Here is a 19,462-nt window from a genome sequence, read left to right on the forward strand (position 1 = left end):
CCGGTCAGCCGAGGCTGCGTGCGGTGTTGATGACGTTGATGCCGTTGAAGCGCGCGGTCGACGAACCGTGCGAGACCGCCGAGACCTGTCCCGGCTGGCCCTTGCCGTCGAAGAACGAACCGCCCAGGCGGTAGTCACGCTCGTCGGCCACGGCGGTACAGGCGTTCCAGAACTCCGGCGTGCGGATCTGGTAGGCCACGTCTTCCAGCATGCGGGTGATCTGGCCGTTCTTGATCTCGTAGAACAGCTGGCCGCCGAACTGCGCGTTGTAGCGCTGCTGGTCGATCGAGAACGAACCGTCACCGATGATGTAGATGCCGTTCTCCACGTCCTTGATCAGGTCCGGCACGCTCAGCGGCTTCTTGCCCGGTGCCATCGACACGTTGGCCATGCGCTGGAACTGCACGCTGGACCACGAGTCGGCATAGCAGCAGCCGTCGGACTCGGTCTTGCCGAGGATGTGGGCCTGGTCGCGGATGGTCTGGTAGTCCACCAGCTTGCCGTTGCTGATCAGGTCCCAGCGCTTGCACTTCACGCCTTCGTCGTCGTATGCCACTGCGCCGAGGCTGCCTGGCTGGGTCTTGTCGGCGAAGATGTTGACCAGCTCGCTGCCATACTGGAAACGCTGTTCGCGCTTGTCCAGGGTGGCGAAGCTGGTGCCGGCGTAGTTGGCTTCGTAGCCGAGCACGCGGTCCAGTTCCAGCGGGTGGCCAATCGACTCGTGGATGGTCAGCCAAGTGTGCGACGGGTCGAGCACCAGGTCGTACTTGCCCGGCTTCACCGACGGCGCCTTCAGCTTTTCCTGCGCCTGCCGGGCGGCGGCGATGGCGTCTTCCTTCATGTCGTAGGAAGAACTGTAGTTGACCACGCCATTCGGGCTGACCACCTTGCCCGCGGCGGCGCCGTCCAGGTATTCGTAGCCCAGGCCCATCGGCGAGGACAGGCCCGATCGGGTGCGGAACTTGCCGCTGGCCTTGTCGATGGCGGTGACCGTCATCGGCGCCCAGATGCGGTGCACGTCCTGGTCGATGTAGGAACCGTCGGTGGAGGCGAAGTACTTCTGCTCGTTGACCAGGAACAGCATCGAGTTGACGAAGCTGGCACCGGCGCCCATTGCGGCGGCGTTGACGTCCAGCAGCAGGCCGACCTTGTCCTTGATCGGCACCTCCATCGCATTCTTGCGGATCGGCGTGCGCCAGCTCACCTCACCCACGCCCGGCGCCTTGGCCAGCTGCACCGGCGCGGTCTGCACGCCGGCATTGGCCTTGGCGATCGCCGCCGCCTGCTGCGCGGCCCTGGCCACGTCGGCGGTACCCAGTGCGTTGGTGGCGGCGAAGCCCCAGGCGCCGTTGACGATCACGCGGATGCCGACGCCGGTGGACTCGGTGTTCACTACGTTCTGCACTTTGTCTTCGCGGGTGATCACGAACTGCCGCAGGTAGCGGCCGATACGCACGTCGCAGTAGGTGGCACCGGCGCTGCGTGCGGCCTGCAGAGCGGCGTCGGCCAGGCGCTTCTTCAACGCCGGGTCGAGGCTGGACTGCAGTTGCTCGGCGGCGATCACCTTGCCGAAGAAGGAGGGCACGATCAGCCCGCCCGCGGTAAGCCCGGTCAGGGCCAGGAAGTCACGTCTTTGCAAGGCTGCTCTCCATGTCGAAGGATGGGTGGCTCAAGCGCCGAGACTGCGCGCGGTGTTGATGATGTTGATGCCGTTGAAGCGGGTGGTGGACGAACCGTGCGAGACCGCCGAGACCTGGCCGGGCTGGCCCTTGCCGTCGAAGAACGAACCGCCCAGGCGGAAGTCACGCTCATCGCAGATGGCGGTGCAGGCATTCCAGAATTCCGGCGTGCGGATCTGGTAGGCCGCATCCTCTACCATGCCGGCGATCTTTCCGTCCTTGATCTGGTAGTACAGCTGGCCGCCGAACTGCGCGTTGTAGCGCTGCTGGTCGATCGAATACGAACCGCGGCCGTGGATGTAGATGCCGTTCTCCACGTCCTTGATCATGTCCGCGACGCTGAGCGGTTGCTTGCCCGGCGCCAGCGAGACATTGGCCATGCGCTGGAACTGCACGCTGGACCAGGAATCGGCATAGCTGCAGCCATGCGATGCATCGCGGCCGAGGATGTGGGCTTCATCGCGGGTGGCCTGGTAGTCGACCAGGATGCCGTCTCGCACCAGGTCCCAGCGCTGGGTCTTTACGCCTTCGTCGTCGTAGCCGACCGCACCGAGGCTGCCGGGCTGGGTCTTGTCGGCGAAGAAGGTGACGATGTCGCTGCCCCAGCGGAAACCCGCATCGCGCTTGTCCAGCGTGGCGAAGCTGGTACCGGCGTAGTTGGCTTCGTAGCCGAGCACGCGGTCCAGCTCCAGCGGGTGGCCGACGTTCTCGTGAATGGTCAGGAACAGGTTGGACGGGTCCAGCACCAGGTCATACTTGCCGGGCTTCACCGACGGCGCCTTCAGTTTCTCGCGTGCGTGGCGGGCGGCCGCAATGGCGTCCTCGACCGGGTCGTAGGAATCGCGGTAGGCAGTGATGCCGCCGGGCAGCTGCACCTTGCCGCGCGCATCGCCATCGAGGAACTCATAGCCCATGCCCATCGGCGAGGACAGGCCGGCGCGGGTGCGGAATTTGCCGCTGGCCTTGTCGATGGCGGTGGCGGTGAACGGCAGCCAGATGCGGTGGATGTCCTGGTCGATGAACGAGCCGTCGCTGGACGCAAAGTACTTCTGCTCGTTGACCAGGAACAGGGTGGAATTGATGTAGTCGGCGCCCGCATTCAGCGCGGCGGCATTGAGGGCCAGCAGCAGCTCGACCTTGTCTTGGATCGGCACCGCCATCGCGTTCCTGCGGATGGGCGTCTGCCAGCGTACTTCACCGACGGACGGCGTGGGTGCCAGTTGCACCGGGCGGGTCTGGATGCTGGCGTTGGCGCGGGCGATTGCCGCCGCCTGCTCGACTGCCGCGCGCACGGCGGCCTCGGTCTGCTGATGGGTGGCAGCAAAGCCCCAGGCACCGTTGACGATCACCCGCACGCCCACGCCGGACGATTCTCGGTTGGTCACATTGCCGACCTGGTGCTCGCGGGTGATGACCGACTGGTTGAGGTAGCGGCCGATGCGCACATCGCAGTAGCTGGCCTTGGCCGTGCGTGCGGTGGCCAGCGCGACCTCGGCCAAGCGCCGGCGCTGGGCGGTATCGACCGGCGCCAGCAGCTGCTCGGCGGCGATGGCACGGGAATGCGGCAGCAGCAGGCCGGCCAGGCCCAGGCCGGAAAAAGCCAGGAACTCACGTCGTTGCACAGCGTTTCTCTCTCTCGCTTGCGTGCGGTCGGCAACGCGCCGGACCGATCACGTCAACTCCTCGACTTTCGCCAGCGCGGCGCAACCGGGCAAGTGACTGCAGTCATGGTTGGGGAGGGTTTCGGCAGGGCTCGCAGCCCCTGCACCTGCTTCAAGCCAGGGCAACGTCAACGTCAGAAGCGGGCATTCCGTGAGTGGGCGGGGCGGTGTCGGATTGCGGGGACGCCGTGAATCCGTCCATGGAGGCTTGGCAGCCGCATCCATGCGGCTGACACCCCGCAATCCGACACCGCCCCACCTCTGACAGATTCCTGCGGCTGTTGGTAGGTGTCGACCTTGGTCGACACGATTTTTCTGTCAGATATCGAAATGAATCCGGGGTCAGATCCGTTTTCCTGCGGAAAACGGATCTGACCCCAAGAGCCGTTCCAACAGATCGCTGGAAACTGTCGAAGGCGGGGTGGGTCCGGCTGCGGGGGTGTCCGCGGCATGGATGCCGCGGCCAAGCCCCCAAGGACGGGTTTACGGCGTCCCCCGCAACCGGACCAACCCTGCCATCCCACGGAATGCCAGCTTTTGACGTTGCTCTGGCTCTGGCTCCGGCTCCTGCGGGTGCAGGGCTGCAAGCCCTGAGACACCCCCTCGTGCACAATGGAGCCGACCCCGCCTGGACACCGTCCTGATGTCGAGCAAGCCGTATTCAGAAGCCTGCGAGCGCAACCGCGAACCCATCGCCACCGCACTCGACCCGTGGATGGGCGACCGCCATCGGGTGCTGGAGATCGGCAGTGGTACCGGCCAGCACGCAGCCTTCTTCGCCGAGCGCTGGCCGTGGCTGCGCTGGCAGCCCAGCGACCATCCGGACCATCTGCCCGGCATCGAAGCCTGGCGTGCGGAGGCCGCGCTGCTGAACCTGCTGCCGCCGGTGGCGCTGCAGGTGGAGCTGCCGCCGGCAGTGGGCCTGACCCTGCCGGAGGGCAGCTCGTTCGATGCGGCGTTCACTGCCAATACCCTGCACATCATGGGTTGGGAGCACGTGCAGGCGCTGTTCGCCGCGCTGCCGCCGCTGATGCGCCACGGTGCGCTGCTGGCGATCTACGGCCCGTTCAATTACGGCGGCCGCTACACCAGCGACAGCAACGCGCAGTTCGATGCCTGGCTGAAGGCACGTGACCCGCACAGCGGCATCCGCGACGCGGAAGCCGTGCAGACGCTGGCCGAGGACAACGGCTTCACGCGCCTGCGCAACGTGGCGATGCCGGCCAACAACCGCCTGCTGCTGTGGCGGTTGGGGTGATCAGGTAGCGGATTGTTCGAATTGCCGCAGGCAGCGCTGGCAGCTTGCACTGATGCCATCCACTAAACGTTCCAGAACCGGGTGGCGCATGCCCTCTGCCTGCAGTTCCGCAAGCAACGCCCGGGCGATGCCGGGCAGCTGTGTTGCCATGTCGAACAGGCCCGACAGTGCTTTCTGCGGGTCCAGCGTCATTCCATCAGCGGTGGCCTCCCAATCCGCCAGGCGGACATCCCACCAGCGGTAATGGCTGCCGATCTTCATGGCCATCTTGATCTTGCGTTGCTGCAGGTGTGCATAGGGCAGTGCACTTGAGATGTCATACAGCGGGGCAAGGCGAACGTTTCCTTGTGCGCCGATCAGCAGCGAATAGTTCTTGGCATGCGCGTCGGTGCCGCCAATGAGATAGTTGAACTGCAGTGCCTGCAGCAGCCTTTCGACATCCGCTCGCGGCTTGCTGGAATGTTCCCAAAGCACGCGCGCCAGATCGGCCGGCCCCGGTCCGCCTTGGTTCTGGTACTTGATGTGTGGCATGACACCCAGCGCTTGGCAGAAGTCTTCCTGGTGAACGCGTTGCCAACCCTGTGCTGTTCGTACGCGGTCGAAGCGCGTCACCGCAATGGCCTGTGCGTCCTCCATGCAGATCATTTCAGTGGACGCAGCCGACATGCCGAGTTGACTGGCCAGGCGCAGACAGAAGACCTCGTTCTCCACGAATCCGTCATAGTCGCCACTGGGGGGTTTGAGGATATGCGTGGTGGGGATGCGACCGGCCGGAATTGCCCAACCTCCGTCGTCGCGTTGCATCAGGGCGATCTTCGGTTGCGCCCCGGCCAGGCTGAACTGGCCGACATCATCGGGTTGCCGCGCTGCAATCTGGTCCACTCGGATCCGCTGAAGGCGCTGGGCGACCTCATGGAGGGACAGCGCCTCCTGCCGATCGTCCTCACCGGCAAGTACGGCGGCGAGCCGTTCGCGTCGTACGAACTGGACCGCACCGGCACAGTCTTCACCGACATGTGACAGCAATGCGACCGGGTTGCGGGACGAAACTTGGAACCGGGAAGCCCATCGCTGCAGAAGGGCCTCGTTGTCGGGCAGCAGCCCCCACAGGACCGCAGAGAGCGTGGCAGCGGGCGCGCTGTTCTCTGTCAATGGAAGTGCAAGTGACAAGGGATAGGCGCCCGGCGTCTGGCGCCAACTGTCTGCATACCGGAATGTCGGATGGCCATGTGCATCCTGTCCCAGGTATCCAGCCAGTCTGTTGGAAAGGAGTACGTTGAGGTCCATGCGGGAGGCACGATGTCCGGGAGGAAGGGGCTGTCAGACGGCCTTTTGGGGCTTTCTACGCCCCAACGTCATGGCAGTCGCGCGGTGCTCGTCCGGGCGCAGCCCGTTGCCATCCACGATAGTGTCGATATCAGGCAGTTCCAGAGGCATTTCCGACGATGCAGCGGAGGAGGCCATTCCCTCGACAGTGCCCGTAGCCAGTATCAGGCCGAGGACGTTGAGCGTCCGCAGCACCAGTTGCAGCTCCACCCGTGGCTTGCCCTTCTCCATTTCGATGACCCATTGCCGACTGACGCCTACGCGTTCGGCCAGCTGGGCCTGATCCCAACGGAGTGCTTTGCGACGCTGGCGGATGACCAGGCCCAGGTCTCGGGACGTTCGCAGGATGTCCATAGGCGGAATGTATGCGCTCGGCAACATTTAATCAAAAGTCGCCGTTCGATAACATTTCGAGAATGTCATGGAACGGCGACAATTTCTGAAATGTCGACGTTCGCTGGCATGGATCGCCAGCGCTTCCGGCTCTAGATCCTTTCGGGCAGTCGGCCAAGGGCCGGTAGGGCCCTGCTGCCGGTTACGCCACCTGCACGATATGCAGCGCCTTCGGATTGCGCCACTGCGCCAGCAGGGCCGCTTCGCGCGCCTTGGCCTGCTCGAAATGCGCTTCCTTGACATGGCCGAAGCCGCGGATGTGCTCGGGAATGCTGGCAATCTCCACCGCCAGCGACAGACGGTCATCCTCCAGCCCGTCCAGCAGCATCTGCACCGTCGCCTCGTAATCAGCAATCAGCTTGCGCTCCATGCGGCGCTCCTCGGTGCGTCCGAACACATCGAAGCGGCCGCCACGCAGGAACTTCAGCTTCGCCAACAGACCGAAGGCCTTGAACATCCACGGGCCGTATTCCTTCTTCAACAGCCGTCCCTGCTCGTCCTTCTTCGCGAACAGCGGCGGTGCCAGATGGAAGCGCAGCTGGTAGTCGCCCTCGAACTGCTGCTGCAGGCGGCGCTGGAAGTCGCCGCTGGTGTACAGGCGCGCCACTTCGTACTCGTCCTTGTAGGCCATCAGCTTGAACAGGTACCGCGCCACGGTCTCGGTCAGCGCAGTGGAACCGCCGATGCGGTCGGCTTCGGTGGCGCGTACGCGCGCTACCAGGTCACGGTAGCGCTTGGCGTAGGCGGCATCCTGGTACTCGACCAGGAACGCGGCGCGGCGCTCGATCATTTCATCCAGCGAGCGCGACAGGTGGGCGTCGTCCAGCGGCAGGAACGCCACGTCGCCACCGTGCGAGGGCAGGCCACGCAGTTCGCGTTCGTCGCCGGTGTTGCGCGGTGCCGCAGTGGCACCCCATTCATTGCCCTCCCACTCGCCTGGCGGCAGCGGATGCAGCGGGCCCGGGGTGGATTCGGTATCGGTATGGCGGTTGCGCACCAGGCCGGCCGCCTGCTGCACGGCCTGCGGATCGACCACGGCCAGGCGGCCCCAGGCGAACGCCTGCTGGTTCATCGCCACGGCGGCGCCATTGAGCTCGATGGCGCGCATCAGTGAATCGAACGAGAGCGGCACCAGGCCCTGCTGCCAGGCGTAGCCGAGGATGAACAGGTTGGCGGCAATGGCGTCGCCCAGCAGCGCGGTGGCCAGCTGGGTGGCATCGAGCAGCAGCGGCTCCTGGCCGCCCAGTGCCACGCGCACGCCGGCGATGATGTCGGCGGCGGGGAACTGCATGTCCGGGCGGGTGGTGAAGGTACCCGGCATCGCTTCGTAGGTGTTCAGCACCACCTGCGAACGGCCGGCACGCACCTTCGACAGCGCCCAGTAATCGTTGACCACCACCATGTCGCAGCCCAGCACCAGGTCGGCCTCGCCAGCGGCGATACGCACGGCATGGATGTCTTCAGGGCGACGGGCAATGCGGATATGCGTGGTCACCGCGCCGCCCTTCTGCGCCAGGCCGGTCTGGTCGAGCACGGTTGCACCCTTGCCTTCCAGGTGGCCGGCCATGCCCAGCAGCGCACCGATGGTCACCACGCCGGTACCGCCGACGCCGGTGATCAGGATGTTCCAGGGCTGTTCCAGGCTGCCGCGGAGGGTCGGCGCCGGCAGGTTGTCCAGCAGCGTGGAGGCGTCGCGCTTGCTGCCTTTGCGCGGCTGGCCACCGTGCACGGTGACGAAGCTGGGGCAGAAGCCGTTCACGCAGGAATAGTCCTTGTTGCAGTTGGACTGGTCGATCTCGCGCTTGCGTCCGAACTCGGTTTCCTTCGGCAGCACCGACACGCAGAAGCTCTTCTTGCCGCAGTCGCCGCAGCCTTCGCAGACCAGCGAGTTGATCATCACCCGCTTCTGCGGGTCTTCCAGCTTGCCGCGCTTGCGGCGGCGGCGCTTCTCGGTGGCGCAGGTCTGTTCGTAGATCAGGATCGAAACACCCTTCACTTCGCGCAGGCGCTTCTGCACTTCGTCCAGCTCGCTGCGGTCATGGAACTCGACGTCGCTGGGGAAGTGCTCGCGCTGGCCGGTCCACTTGCCGATGTTGTCCGACAGCACCACGATGGTGTGGATGCCTTCGGCGCGCATCTGCTTTGCGATGTCCGGCACGCTCAGCGGGCCGTCCACCGGCTGGCCGCCGGTCATCGCCACCGCATCGTTGTAGAGGATCTTGTAGGTGATGTTGACGCCGGCGGCGACCGCTTGGCGGATCGCCAGCGAACCGCTGTGGAAATAGGTGCCGTCGCCCAGGTTCTGGAACACGTGCGGGGTGTCGGTAAACGGCGCCTGCCCGGCCCAGGTCACGCCTTCGCCACCCATGTGGGTGAAGGTATCGGTGCTGCGGTCCATCCAGGTCACCATGTAATGGCAACCGATGCCGGCCAGCGCCCGCGAGCCTTCCGGCACCTGGGTGGAGGTGTTGTGCGGGCAGCCCGAGCAGTAATGCGGCACGCGCGGGAAGCTGGCGCGCGGCAACGCAAGCTCGGCTTCCTTCTCCTGCATCCACTGCAGCCGCTGCTCGATTGATGCGTTGTTGAAGAACTTCTGGATGCGGCGGCCGATCACGCCGGCGATGGTGGCCGGGGTCAGCTCGCCGGTGGACGGCAGGATCCATTCGCCGCTCTCGTCGTACTTGCCGACGATGGACGGGCGCTGGCCCCAGCTGGCCGGCCAGTTGAAGAACTGTTCCTTCATCTGGCGCTCGATGAAGGCACGCTTCTCCTCCACCACGATGATGTCTTCCAGGCCCTGCGCGAAGCGGGCGATGCCCTGCGGCTCCAGCGGCCAGGTCATGCCGACCTTGTACACGCGGATGCCGATGTCGGCGCAGGCGGCTTCGTCCAGGCCCAGGTATTCCAGCGCCTGCAGCACGTCCAGGTAGCTCTTGCCGGTGGTGACGATGCCCAGCCGCGCGCGCGGCGCGTCCATCACCACCTTGTCGATGCCGTTGGCGCGGGCGAACGCCTGTGCGGCCTTCACCGCATAGCGGTGCAGGCGCATTTCCTGGTCCAGCGGCGGGTCCGGCCAGCGGATGTTGAGACCGCCCGAAGGCATCTCGAAGTCTTCCGGCAGCACGATGCGGCGCGCCATCGGGTCGACCTCGACCGAGGCCGACGATTCGACTGTCTCGGCGATCGTCTTGAAGCCGACCCAGCGACCGGTATAGCGGCTCATCGCCCAGCCCAGCAGGCCCATGTCGAGGATGTCCTGCACACCGGCCGGATTCAGCACCGGCATCATCGCGCTGACGAACTCGTCCTCGCTGCCATGCGGCAGGGTCGAGCTGCGGCAGGCATGGTCATCGGCGGCCAGTGCCAGCACGCCGCCGTAGCGCGAGGTGCCGGCGGCATTGGCGTGCTTGAACACGTCGCCGCAGCGGTCCACGCCCGGGCCCTTGCCGTACCACATGCCGAACACGCCCTGCACGTTGGCGCCGGGGAACAGGTTGGTCTGCTGGGTGCCCCACACCATGGTGGCGCCCAGGTCCTCGTTCAGGCCGGGGGTGAACTTCACCTTGGCGGCGTCGAGGTGTTTGCGTGCGCGCCACAGCTCCAGGTCGAAGCCGCCCAGCGGGCTGCCGCGGTAGCCGCTGACGAAGCCGGCGCTGTCGATGCCCTGGTGCGCGTCGCGCAGCCGCTGCATCAGCGGCAGCTTCACCAGCGCCTGCACGCCACTCAGATAGATCCGCCCCTCGTTGCGGGTGTACTTGTGGTCGAGCGTGTAGTCACGGTCGATCAGGTCGGTGGAGGAGGGCGACGTGAGTTGCGCGGTACTGGTCATGGCTGGCCCGGTCAGGATCGGCTGGCACCGGCCGCGTGCAGGCACGCGGCGGGAAAGGCGCGAATTGTAGCAGCGAGGCCCGGCCGCCCCGGCACTCGCGCCGGCGGCCATGCTGGGGTTAGGATCGGGGAGAGAGAGGGAGGCTGCGGTTGCGGCCTGGGGAGAAGGGATGTCAGTTGCAGGAAAGATCCTGGGCAGCATGTTGCTGGTCTCGGGAACGGCCCCGGTGTGGGCCGCGCCGGCGGTGCCGGCACCACAGGAGTTCTACTTCGACAGCGATGCGGCCGCCGTGCCCATGATCGTGGTCCAGTCCGACGGGGATGCGCTGGTGGCGCAGCTGCTCAAGCAGCGCGAGCGCGGCCGGCGGACCGTGGAGGCCACCGTGCAGCTGGCGTCGGTGGCCATCGCCCAGGGCCGTACCGAACTGGGTGAACAGCTGTATCGCGAAGCGCTGAAGGATGCGCCGGTTCAGGGCAGCCTGGGCCGTGGCGTGCGCTGGAACTACGGGTGGGACCTGCTGCGTCAGGGCCAGCCCGAAGCCGCCCTGGAGCAATGGCAGGCGGCTGCCGGTGGTTCGCTGAGCAAGCCGGGCTGGTTGCCACCGACCTATGCGCTGGCGCTGTGGCGGGCCGGGCAGAAGCAGGAGGCGGTGCAGTGGTATGCCGCCGCAGTGCGTACCGAGCCGACGCAATGGAGCGACAGCAGCCGCTATGCGCAGTTGCTGCCGTTGTGGCGCGACGACGAGCGTGCCTCGCTGGCCGAAGTGCAGCAGGCCTGGGCGGCCGCGCCGCCGGCCTGGCCCTGAGGGAGGGGGTTGCGCCGGGTTGCACCCGGCACCCGCAGAGGCAACGGCCGAAGCAACAGCAACAGCGGGCAATCCGCGGGATGGCGGGGTGGTGTGGGTTGGCAGGACACGCCGTAAACCCCGCTCCGCGGCCCGGCCCAGCCGCTGGAGGCTGGGCGTTCGGGCGCTTGCGAAGCAGTGCTTCGCAAGCAAAGCGCCCTCACCCATGGGGGCTCGATGGCGCCATCCATGGCGCCAACGGTCCTGCAGCCCCAGACCGCCTCGACCCCGACAGGTTATCGGCGGCGGTGGGTAGATCCACGCCATGCGTGGATGAATCCGCATCGGAATCAACTATTCGATATCTGATCGAAATGCAGCCGAGCGTGGGCTCGGCTCTACAGAAAGCGGCCAGCCGACCGGCTTTTGCTTTTGATCATCTTTTTTCTTCTCCGTGGCGGACGCCCCCGGAAACTGTCAGGGGGCGGGTGGGTAGGCTGCGCAGGGGCGTGAGCCGCATGGATGCGGCGACCGAGCTTACAGGGACGTACTTGCAGCGCCCCCTGCGCAGCCTACCCACCCGGCCAACCACGACTGTCGCTTTGAGCGACCAACCACGAGGGGCTGCGCCGTTCGCAGGAAACCTCAATCGTCCGCGGAAACCGTCCGCCCCGACGCCCATGCCCGCAGTGCCTCTACCTGCTCGGCCATCAGCACCGACAGCGGCCTCGTCGCGCGGATCTCGTTCATCAGCAGCTCGGTGTCCAGCGGCCGGCCTTCGGCGTGCGCTGCGTACAGTCCGGCCACGATCGCCTGCTCGATCTCCGCGCCGGAGAAACCATTCGCCGCGGCCGCCAACGCCGGCAGTGCAAAGTCGTCCCCATTGAGCTGGCGTCGCCCCAGATGCAGCCGCAGCAGTTCCACGCGCACTTCGGGGGTGGGCAGGTCGACGAAGAAGATCTCGTCGAAACGGCCCTTGCGCAGCAGCTCGGCCGGCAGTTCGTGCACCTGGTTGGCGGTGGCGACGATGAAGACCGGCGCCTTGCGTTCGGCCATCCAGGTCAGCAGGTAGCCGAGCACGCGGCGCGATACGCCACCGTCCTCGCCACCACTGGCCAGGCCCTTCTCGATCTCGTCCATCCACAACACGCAGGGCGCCAGCTGCTCGGCCGAGGCCAGCGCCTGGCGCAGGTTGGCCTCGGTCTCGCCGTGGTACTTGTTGTACAGCGCACCCACGTCCAGGCGCAGCAGCGGTACACCGAAGCCGGCGGCGGTGGCCTTGGCCAGCATCGATTTGCCGCAGCCCTGCACGCCCAGCAGCAACATGCCGCGCGGCGGGTCCAGGCCGGCCGGTGCCGAGCCGGCGATGAAGGCCACCCGGCGCTGGCTGATCCAGCGCTTGAGCCGGTTGGCGCCGGCCACGTCGCCGAAGCGTGCGCTGTCGTGCTCGAAGAACAGGTGGCCGCTGCGGTTGAGCAGCTCGAACTTAAGCCGTGCCAGCTGCGGCAGGTCGTCGTCGCGCAGCGCGCCATCGGCGTAGATCAGCTGGCGGGCAATGCGGCGGGCATCGACCAGGCTCAGGCCCTGCAGGTTCTTCAGGATCTTCTTCACCGCCTCGCTGTCGACCTCGACACGGCGGCCGCCGTGTTCGCGCGCATAGGCGTCGGCCTCCTCGCGCAGCATCTTCAGCAGGGCGTTGGCATCGGGCAGGCGCGGGTTGAAGCGCACCGCCAGTGCTTCCAGCTCGGCCGGCAGCTCGACCTTGGCGCCGATCAGCACCAGCACGTGCGGCTCGCTGTGGCGGCGCTGGATCAGGTCGCGCAGTGCGCGCTGGTGGCTGGCATAGCCCAGGTAGGGGTGGAAATCGAGCAGCAGGTAGACACCGCGCTGATCAGCCTGGCGGATCATCTGCAGCGCGGCGCTGGCATCGGGCGGGCCGACCGGCGGATCCTCGCGGTCCAGGTCGATGCGGCGCAGGCCCTCGGTGATGGACCAGCGGTGCAGGGCCCGCCACACGTGCATCAGCGTCTGCCGGAACAGTTCAACGATGCGCCCCTCATCCTGGGTCTCGATCACGATCAGGGGGGTATTGGCGCGGATCAGTGCGCTCAGGTCCTGCAGTTCGCTCATGCCGGTTCGATCCTTCGGGGGCGCCACGATAGCAAAGGCGATGGCCACGGGTTCAGCACGGCGCTACCTCCCGTCACCACCGCCGGTGTACGCTCGGGGCACGTACCCGGAAGCGAGGCTGGCATGAAGACGATCCTGGTGGCCGGTTCCAAGGGCGGGGTGGGCAAGACCACCGTCGCCACCCACCTGGCCGCGTACGCGGCATTGCAGGGCAAGGCCACGGTGATCGCCGATGCCGACCCGCAGGGTTCCAGCACCCGCTGGGCACAACGGCGTGCCGGGCTGGAAAGCGCGGTGCTCCCCATCGATGTGTATCGGAAGAAGCAGTGGGCGCAGAAGCTGCCCGACGGTACCGATACCGTCATCATCGATGCACCCGCCGGTGCGCTGGCCGACGATATCCCCCATTTCCTGGACGCGGCCGACGCCGTGGTGGTGCCGGTGCTGCCCTCGGCGCTGGATATCGAAGCCATCGTCGGCTTCCTCAACAGCCTGGCCCAGAACCCGCGCGTGCACAGCCGCAAGCTGCCGGTAGGGCTGGTCCTCAACCGCACCAAACCCTGGACGCAGACCTCGCAGCAGGCATTGCAGATGCTGGCCGAATGGCCGTACCCGGTGGTCGCGCAGCTGCGTGACAGCCAGAGCTACGTGGTCATGACCGGCCTGGGCCGCAGCCTGTTCGACTATCGCTCCGCCCAGGTGCGCGAACACCAGGCCGACTGGGAACCGCTGCTGTCCTGGCTCAAGCTTTGATGCCTGCCTCACTTCTCCTGCTGCATCCTCTTCTCCATGGAAACCCGCGATGCGTGAACTGATCCTGCTGCGCCATGCCCATGCCGAACCCGCCGTTTCCGGCCAGGCCGACCTCGACCGGCCGCTGTCGCCGGTGGGGCTGGCCGAAGCTGAAGCCGCCGGCAAGTGGTTGAAGGAAAACAACCTGCTGCCGGACTGCGTGCTGTGCTCGCCGTCGCGACGTACCCGTGAGACCCTGGAAGCGGTGATGACGGCCATCGGCTATGTCGAGAAGCGCCTGGAAGACCGGATCTACGAAGCCACCCCGGGCACCCTGGCGGCGCTGGTGGACGAACGTCGCGACCTGGACCGGGTGCTGATCGTGGGCCACAACCCGGGCTTGGAGCAGCTGGTGGCCCTGATGACCGACGGCACCAGCAGCGACTACCGGGGCATGCCGCCGGGCGGCGTGGCCGTCCTCGGCTTCCCGCGCGAGGTCTCGATCGAGCCGGGCGTGGCCAGCCTGAACGCGTTCTGGTGGCCGTGATCCGATGAGCCAGGCGCGGCGCAGCCGCTTCCTGCTGCCCGCGTTGCTGGCGCTTGGCCCGGCCTGGGCCGCTGTGCCCCCACCAACCCCGTTGCCGCCGGTGTCCGCCGAAGCGCCGCGGGTACTGCGCCTGGATACCCAGCGCTCGCGGATCGGTTTCGAGGTGCGGACCCGTTTCGGCCAGCGCATCGAAGGCGTATTCCCGCACTTCGAGGGGCGCATCGAGATCCTGTCCGACGGGCGCCACCAGGTGCACCTGAAGATGTTCACCCGTTCGGTGGAGATCCCTGGCAAGGCGCGCTACACCGGCTGGATGCGCGGCGAAGAGTTCTTCGATGCAGGGCGCCATCCGGTGGTCGAGTTCGACTCGCTGCCGTACTGGCCGGAGACGGTGGAACAGGGGGGCGACATCAACGGCCGGCTGACCCTGCGCGGCGTCAGCCACCCCGAGTCGCTGCGTGTCGAGAAGGCGGAGTGCGCCCGACCCGGCTATGATTGCGATGTCGTCAGCCGCGGTACCGTGCAGCGAGGCCGGTATGGAATGGACAGCTGGCAGCTAGCCCTGAGTGACCGAGTGACCTTCGTATTACGTGCGCGCCTGAGCGAGGCGCCGAAACCGTGAACCTCCTGCTGCGTCTACTGGCGCTGGCAACGGTGTTGCTGGGCAGCGGTTGTGCATCGCTTTCGCATGCCGAGCGCGACCGTGCCGAAGCGATCGCCGTGCAGGCGCGCTCGACCGTGGTCGGCTGCCAGCGCGCCGACCGCTGCGCGCAGGACTCGCCGCTGCGTGCGCTGGCCGGGCGGGCGTTCACCGAATCCACTCCCGAACAGCCGCGCCACTACGCCACCCTGCTCGACGAGGGCGAAGGTGCGCTGGTGGCGCGCCTGAACCTGCTGCGCAGCGCTACCCGCAGCATCGACCTGCAGACCTACATCTTCGACAAGGACGACAGCGCCCGGCTGGTCATCGACGAGCTGCTGGCTGCATCGCGGCGCGGGGTGAAGGTGCGCGTGCTGATCGATCAGCTCTCGGCGATCTCCGACCTGCAGATCCTCGGCGCGCTGTCCGGCGCGCACCAGAACTTCCAGCTGCGGGTCTACAACCCGACCTTCGGCAAGGCCCGGCTGAACTACTTCGACTATGCCGGCAGCGTGCTGTGCTGCTTCCGCCGCTTCAACCAGCGCATGCACAACAAGCTGCTGGTGATCGACGATGCGATCGGCGTGGTCGGTGGCCGCAACTACCAGGACGACTATTACGACTGGGACCGCGAGTACAACTTCCGCGACCGCGACGTGCTGATCGCCGGCCCGGAGGCGCGGGCGATGGCCGCCAACTTCGATGCCTTCTGGCATGCCAGGCGCAGCGTGCCGGCCGAGCGCCTTAACGATGTCGGCCGCACCCTGCTGCGCGAGGGCGTGCCGACCCTGCCGCCGGCCAGCTTCCGCCGCCCCGAGCGGGTGCAGCGGGTCAGTGCCGAAGCCAATGACATGGACTTCGTCAGCCGTTCCTTCGTCGATACCGCCTTGCCGGTGGCCTCGGTGCGCTATGTCGCCGACCTGCCGCGCAAGCACCGGCGCGAGAAGGCCGATGCGCCACTGGCGGGCCAGCACGTGACCGAGCCGCAGCTGGATGCGCTGATCGCCGGCGCGCAGGAGGAAGTGATCCTGCAGACGCCGTACCTGGTGTTGTCCAAGCCGGCGCAGAAGCTGTTCCGCGAGCTGCGCAAGCGCCCGCAGCCGCCGCGGGTGGTGGTGTCCAGCAACAGCCTGGCGGCCACCGACAACCCGATCGTGTATGCGCTGTCGTACAAGTACAAGCGGCGCAACATGCGCGAACTGGGCTTCAACATCTTCGAATACAAGCCGTTCCCGCTGGATGCACCGGTCGACTACCGCAACCTGTTGCCTGATCCGATGGCCGCGCCCGGAGGTGACGACGACGGCGGGCGCAATCCGCTGATTGGCGGCAGCGCCGCGGGCAGCAATGCCGGCGACAGCCGCGATCGCGATGAGCATCCGGCACCCACCGGCAAGCAGGGGCCGGTGAACCACCCGCGCACCGGCAGTGCCTACCAGAACGCGCGCGAGCGCCGCCGCGCGGCCGGCAGCGAGGTCGAGACCCGCCTGCTGCGCACCGAGACCCGGCCCTCCTTCCTGGGCAGCAAGGCGGTCAACAAGCCGTTGCCGGTCACCCGCAAGGGCGCGCGCATGGGCCTGCATGCCAAGTCGCTGGTGGTCGACCGCCGCATCGGCGTGGTCGGCACCCACAACTTCGATCCGCGCAGCGAGAACTACAACACCGAAGGTGCGGTGATCATCGACGACCCGGCCTTCGCCGAGCAGCTGGCCGAGAGCATCCTGCGCGATACCCACCCGCAGAACTCGTGGACGGTGGCGCCGCGGGCCAAGCCGCCGGTGCTGTCCGGGCTCAACTACAGCGTCGGCAAGGCCTCCGAGGCACTGCCGATCCTCGACTTCTGGCCGTGGCGCTATGCCACCGACTACGAGTTCAAGCCCGGCCCGGACTGCCCGCAGCCGCTGCCCCGGCAGGACCCGGACTTCCACCGCTGCTATGTCGCCGTGGGCGATTTCCCCGAGGTCAATGTCGGCCCGAAATGGCTGCTGGTCCGAATGCTGACCGCATTCGGCGCCGGCCTCGTTCCCATCCTCTGAAGGTGCCCGCATGACCCTGGTGTTCCGCGAAGCCGTTTCCCTCGAGCAGCTCAACACGCTCAGCCGCAACACCGCGATCGAGTCGCTGGGCATCGTCTTCAGCGCGGCCGGCGACGATTGGCTGCAGGCCACCATGCCGGTGGACGAGCGCACCCGCCAGCCCTACGGCATCCTGCATGGCGGCGCGTCGGTGGTGCTGGCCGAGACCCTGGGCAGCAGCGCCGGCAACCTGTGCGTGGATACGGCCAAACAGATCTGCGTAGGGCTGGAGATCAACGCCAACCATGTACGCGCCGTGCGCTCGGGCACCGTGACCGGCACCGCTCGTGCACTGCACGTCGGCCGCAGCACCCAGCTGTGGGAGATCCGCATCGAGGACGAGCAGGGCCGCCTGGTGTGCATCTCGCGGCTGACCCTGGCGGTGGTGGCGGCCGGCCACGGCTGAGCCCCGGACGGCCGGTGACGGCAGCGGAACCCAGCGTTCCCCGCCGATTGCCCCGGTCGATGGGTGTTATGGCCTAAATCGGCTGGCAGCGATGACGGCCCTCCGGTATCGTGCGCGGATGACTTCCCCCACTCCGGCCCCCCGCGGCGGCGTGGCGCGTGTGTGCCGTTACCTGTACCGCGTACCGCTGCTGTTGGTCCACATCGTTGTGTTCCTGCCGCTCATCCTGATCGGCATGCTTCGGCCGTGGGGCGAACTGCGCGTGGGCGAGGCGACCCTGGGGGCCAAAGTGGTCAACTGGTGGCAGGGCGGGCTGATGTGGATCTTCGGCTTCCGCCTGGTGCAGATCGGCACGCCGCTGCCCGGCGCCGTGCTGTTCGTCGCCAACCACGTCAGCTGGGTCGACATCTGCATCCTGCACAGCCAGCGCATGATGGGCTTCGTCGCCAAGCGCGAGATCGCCAGCTGGCCGCTGGTCGGCTGGCTGGCCGCGCGTGGCCAGACCATCTTCCACCAGCGCGGCAACACCGAATCGCTCGGTGGCGTGATGCAGGTGATGGCCGATCGCCTGCGCGAAGGCAAGGCGGTGGGCGTGTTCCCGGAAGGGCGCACCCGCGGCGGCCACGAAGTGGGCCCGTTCCATGCCCGCATCTTCCAGGCTGCGGTTGAAACCGGCGTGCCGGTGCAGCCGGTGGCACTGGTGTACGGGCTCAAGGGTGATGCGCAGACCATTGTCGCGTTCGGCCCCGGCGAGAGTTTCTTCGCCAATTTCCTGCGCCTGCTCGGTGAGCCGGCGCGGCGTGCAGAAGTGCACTTCCTGGCACCGATCGGTGCGCAGGACCTGGAAGGCCGTCGGCGCATCGCGGAGACGTCGCGCGCGCGCATCGTGGCGGCCATGAGCACCGAGTGAGGGTGCGGTGGCCCTGATCCCGCCACCCGTCCTGGACGCCGGCACGCCGACGCTGCACGCGGCTGACTACCAGCCCCCGCGCTGGCTGCGCAATCCGCACCTGCAGTCGATGCTCAGCTCCAGCCGCATGCGCCTGCAGCGCGGCCTGCTGCTGCTGGCCGCGACCGGTGCGATCAGCGAAGAACTGATCCTCGACGGCGGTGATGGCGTGCGCCTGCAAGGCTGGCACAGCCACATCGAAGGCCGCGAACCCAAAGGCATGGCCCTGCTGCTGCACGGCTGGGAAGGCAGCGCCGAATCCAGCTACATGCGCATGGCGGCCGCGCGCATGCTCGAACAGGGCTTCGACGTGGTGCGGCTGAATTTCCGCGACCACGGCAATACCCATCATCTCAACCCTGGCATCTTCCACTCCAACCTGATCGACGAAGTGGTGCATGCCGCGGGCGATATCGCCCAGCGCTGGCCGCAGTTGCCGCTGGTGGCCGCCGGTTACTCGCTGGGCGGCAACTTCGTGCTGCGCCTGGCCCTGCGCGCGCCAGCGGCCGGCGTGCCGCTGCTGCGCGTGGCCTCGGTATGCCCGGTGCTGGACCCGGCGCTGACCATGGAGAGCATCGAGAACGGCCCGGCGATGTACGACTGGTACTTCCGCCGCAAGTGGGCCGGTTCACTGCGGCGCAAGCGCGACCTGTTCCCCGAACTGAGCGACTGCGACGACCGCGTACTGAAACTGGACATCCGCGCGCTGACTGCCTGGCTGGTCGAGCGCCACACCAGTTTCGGTTCGTTGCAGGCCTATTTCGATGGCTACTCGATTGCCGGCGATCGGCTGTCCACGTTGCAGGTGCCGGCCGACATCCTGATGGCGCAGGACGACCCGGTGATCCCCTACGCGACCTTCAGCGACTGGCAGCTGCCGCACCAGGCGCATCTGGAAACCGCCAGCTGGGGCGGACACTGTGGCTTCCTGGAAAACTGGCGCGGTGACGGCTTCTCCGAGCGCTGGGTGGCGCAGCGCCTGCAGCGCGTGCTGCAAGGCTGAACCGGCACGGGCGCGCAGGCCGCTACAATGCGGGTTTGCCCTTGAACCGG

15 protein-coding genes are annotated in these 19,462 nt (G+C 67.0%); 9 read left to right on the top strand and 6 right to left on the bottom strand.

Translation table 11 applies throughout. From position 1 onward, the window contains the following. Window positions 1-4: 4 nt before the first annotated feature. Window positions 5-1,639, bottom strand: a complete 1,635-nt coding sequence (locus PEM_RS18820) for a TldD/PmbA family protein (RefSeq protein ID WP_111127202.1) — start codon at window positions 1,637-1,639, stop codon at window positions 5-7. A 30-nt stretch (window positions 1,640-1,669) separates the two neighbouring features. Then, complete coding sequence (locus tag PEM_RS18825) at window positions 1,670-3,301, bottom strand: TldD/PmbA family protein (RefSeq protein ID WP_162911601.1); 1,632 nt, start codon at window positions 3,299-3,301, stop codon at window positions 1,670-1,672. A 682-nt stretch (window positions 3,302-3,983) separates the two neighbouring features. Between PEM_RS18825 and PEM_RS18830 the strand changes: the two genes are divergently transcribed. Beyond that, a complete protein-coding gene (locus PEM_RS18830; protein ID WP_111127198.1) occupies window positions 3,984-4,598 on the top strand; it encodes a DUF938 domain-containing protein in 615 nt (204 codons plus the stop codon). On the opposite strand, the gene PEM_RS18835 is transcribed toward PEM_RS18830, so the two are convergent. The 3 genes from PEM_RS18835 to PEM_RS18845 form a co-directional block, all read right to left on the bottom strand. Continuing rightward, window positions 4,599-5,885 (bottom strand): type II toxin-antitoxin system HipA family toxin, encoded by a 1,287-nt coding sequence (locus tag PEM_RS18835; RefSeq protein WP_095378445.1) that lies wholly within the window; start codon window positions 5,883-5,885, stop codon window positions 4,599-4,601. Between the two features lie 33 nt (window positions 5,886-5,918). Further along, complete coding sequence (locus PEM_RS18840; RefSeq protein WP_095378444.1) at window positions 5,919-6,278, bottom strand: helix-turn-helix transcriptional regulator; 360 nt, start codon at window positions 6,276-6,278, stop codon at window positions 5,919-5,921. 181 nt (window positions 6,279-6,459) lie between these two features. Further along, the gene (locus PEM_RS18845; protein WP_111127196.1) at window positions 6,460-10,146 is read right to left on the bottom strand and encodes an indolepyruvate ferredoxin oxidoreductase family protein; all 3,687 of its coding nucleotides are present in this window, start codon (window positions 10,144-10,146) and stop codon (window positions 6,460-6,462) included. A 169-nt stretch (window positions 10,147-10,315) separates the two neighbouring features. Here PEM_RS18845 and PEM_RS18850 point away from each other — a divergent pair, with 169 nt between their 5' ends. Then, entirely contained in the window at window positions 10,316-10,951 is a 636-nt protein-coding gene (locus PEM_RS18850; protein WP_014035497.1) for a tetratricopeptide repeat protein, read from the top strand. A 624-nt stretch (window positions 10,952-11,575) separates the two neighbouring features. Here the strand turns inward: PEM_RS18850 and PEM_RS18855 are convergent. After that, complete coding sequence (locus tag PEM_RS18855) at window positions 11,576-13,060, bottom strand: AAA family ATPase (RefSeq protein ID WP_005420987.1); 1,485 nt, start codon at window positions 13,058-13,060, stop codon at window positions 11,576-11,578. 123 nt (window positions 13,061-13,183) lie between these two features. Between PEM_RS18855 and PEM_RS18860 the strand changes: the two genes are divergently transcribed. From PEM_RS18860 to PEM_RS18890, 7 genes are all read left to right on the top strand, one after another. Beyond that, the gene (locus PEM_RS18860; protein ID WP_005420986.1) at window positions 13,184-13,813 is read left to right on the top strand and encodes a ParA family protein; all 630 of its coding nucleotides are present in this window, start codon (window positions 13,184-13,186) and stop codon (window positions 13,811-13,813) included. Between the two features lie 49 nt (window positions 13,814-13,862). Next, a complete protein-coding gene (locus PEM_RS18865) occupies window positions 13,863-14,339 on the top strand; it encodes a histidine phosphatase family protein (protein WP_005420985.1) in 477 nt (158 codons plus the stop codon). A gap of 4 nt (window positions 14,340-14,343) precedes the next feature. Further along, the gene (locus PEM_RS18870; protein ID WP_005420984.1) at window positions 14,344-14,961 is read left to right on the top strand and encodes a YceI family protein; all 618 of its coding nucleotides are present in this window, start codon (window positions 14,344-14,346) and stop codon (window positions 14,959-14,961) included. Next, window positions 14,958-17,015 carry a phospholipase D family protein gene (locus PEM_RS18875; protein WP_065185545.1) on the top strand — a complete coding sequence of 686 codons (2,058 nt, stop codon included), beginning with the start codon at window positions 14,958-14,960 and terminating at the stop codon, window positions 17,013-17,015. The genes PEM_RS18870 and PEM_RS18875 overlap by 4 nt, the downstream gene beginning before the upstream one ends. Before the next feature lie 10 nt (window positions 17,016-17,025). After that, window positions 17,026-17,460, top strand: a complete 435-nt coding sequence (locus PEM_RS18880; RefSeq protein WP_049414459.1) for a hotdog fold thioesterase — start codon at window positions 17,026-17,028, stop codon at window positions 17,458-17,460. A 118-nt stretch (window positions 17,461-17,578) separates the two neighbouring features. Beyond that, complete coding sequence (locus tag PEM_RS18885) at window positions 17,579-18,370, top strand: lysophospholipid acyltransferase family protein (protein ID WP_111127194.1); 792 nt, start codon at window positions 17,579-17,581, stop codon at window positions 18,368-18,370. 52 nt (window positions 18,371-18,422) lie between these two features. Continuing rightward, window positions 18,423-19,412: an alpha/beta fold hydrolase gene (locus tag PEM_RS18890; RefSeq protein WP_050562730.1), complete on the top strand. Its 990-nt coding sequence runs from the start codon at window positions 18,423-18,425 to the stop codon at window positions 19,410-19,412. Window positions 19,413-19,462 lie beyond the last annotated feature (50 nt).

Source organism: Stenotrophomonas sp. Pemsol (assembly GCF_003586545.1).
Lineage (GTDB): Bacteria > Pseudomonadota > Gammaproteobacteria > Xanthomonadales > Xanthomonadaceae > Stenotrophomonas > Stenotrophomonas sepilia.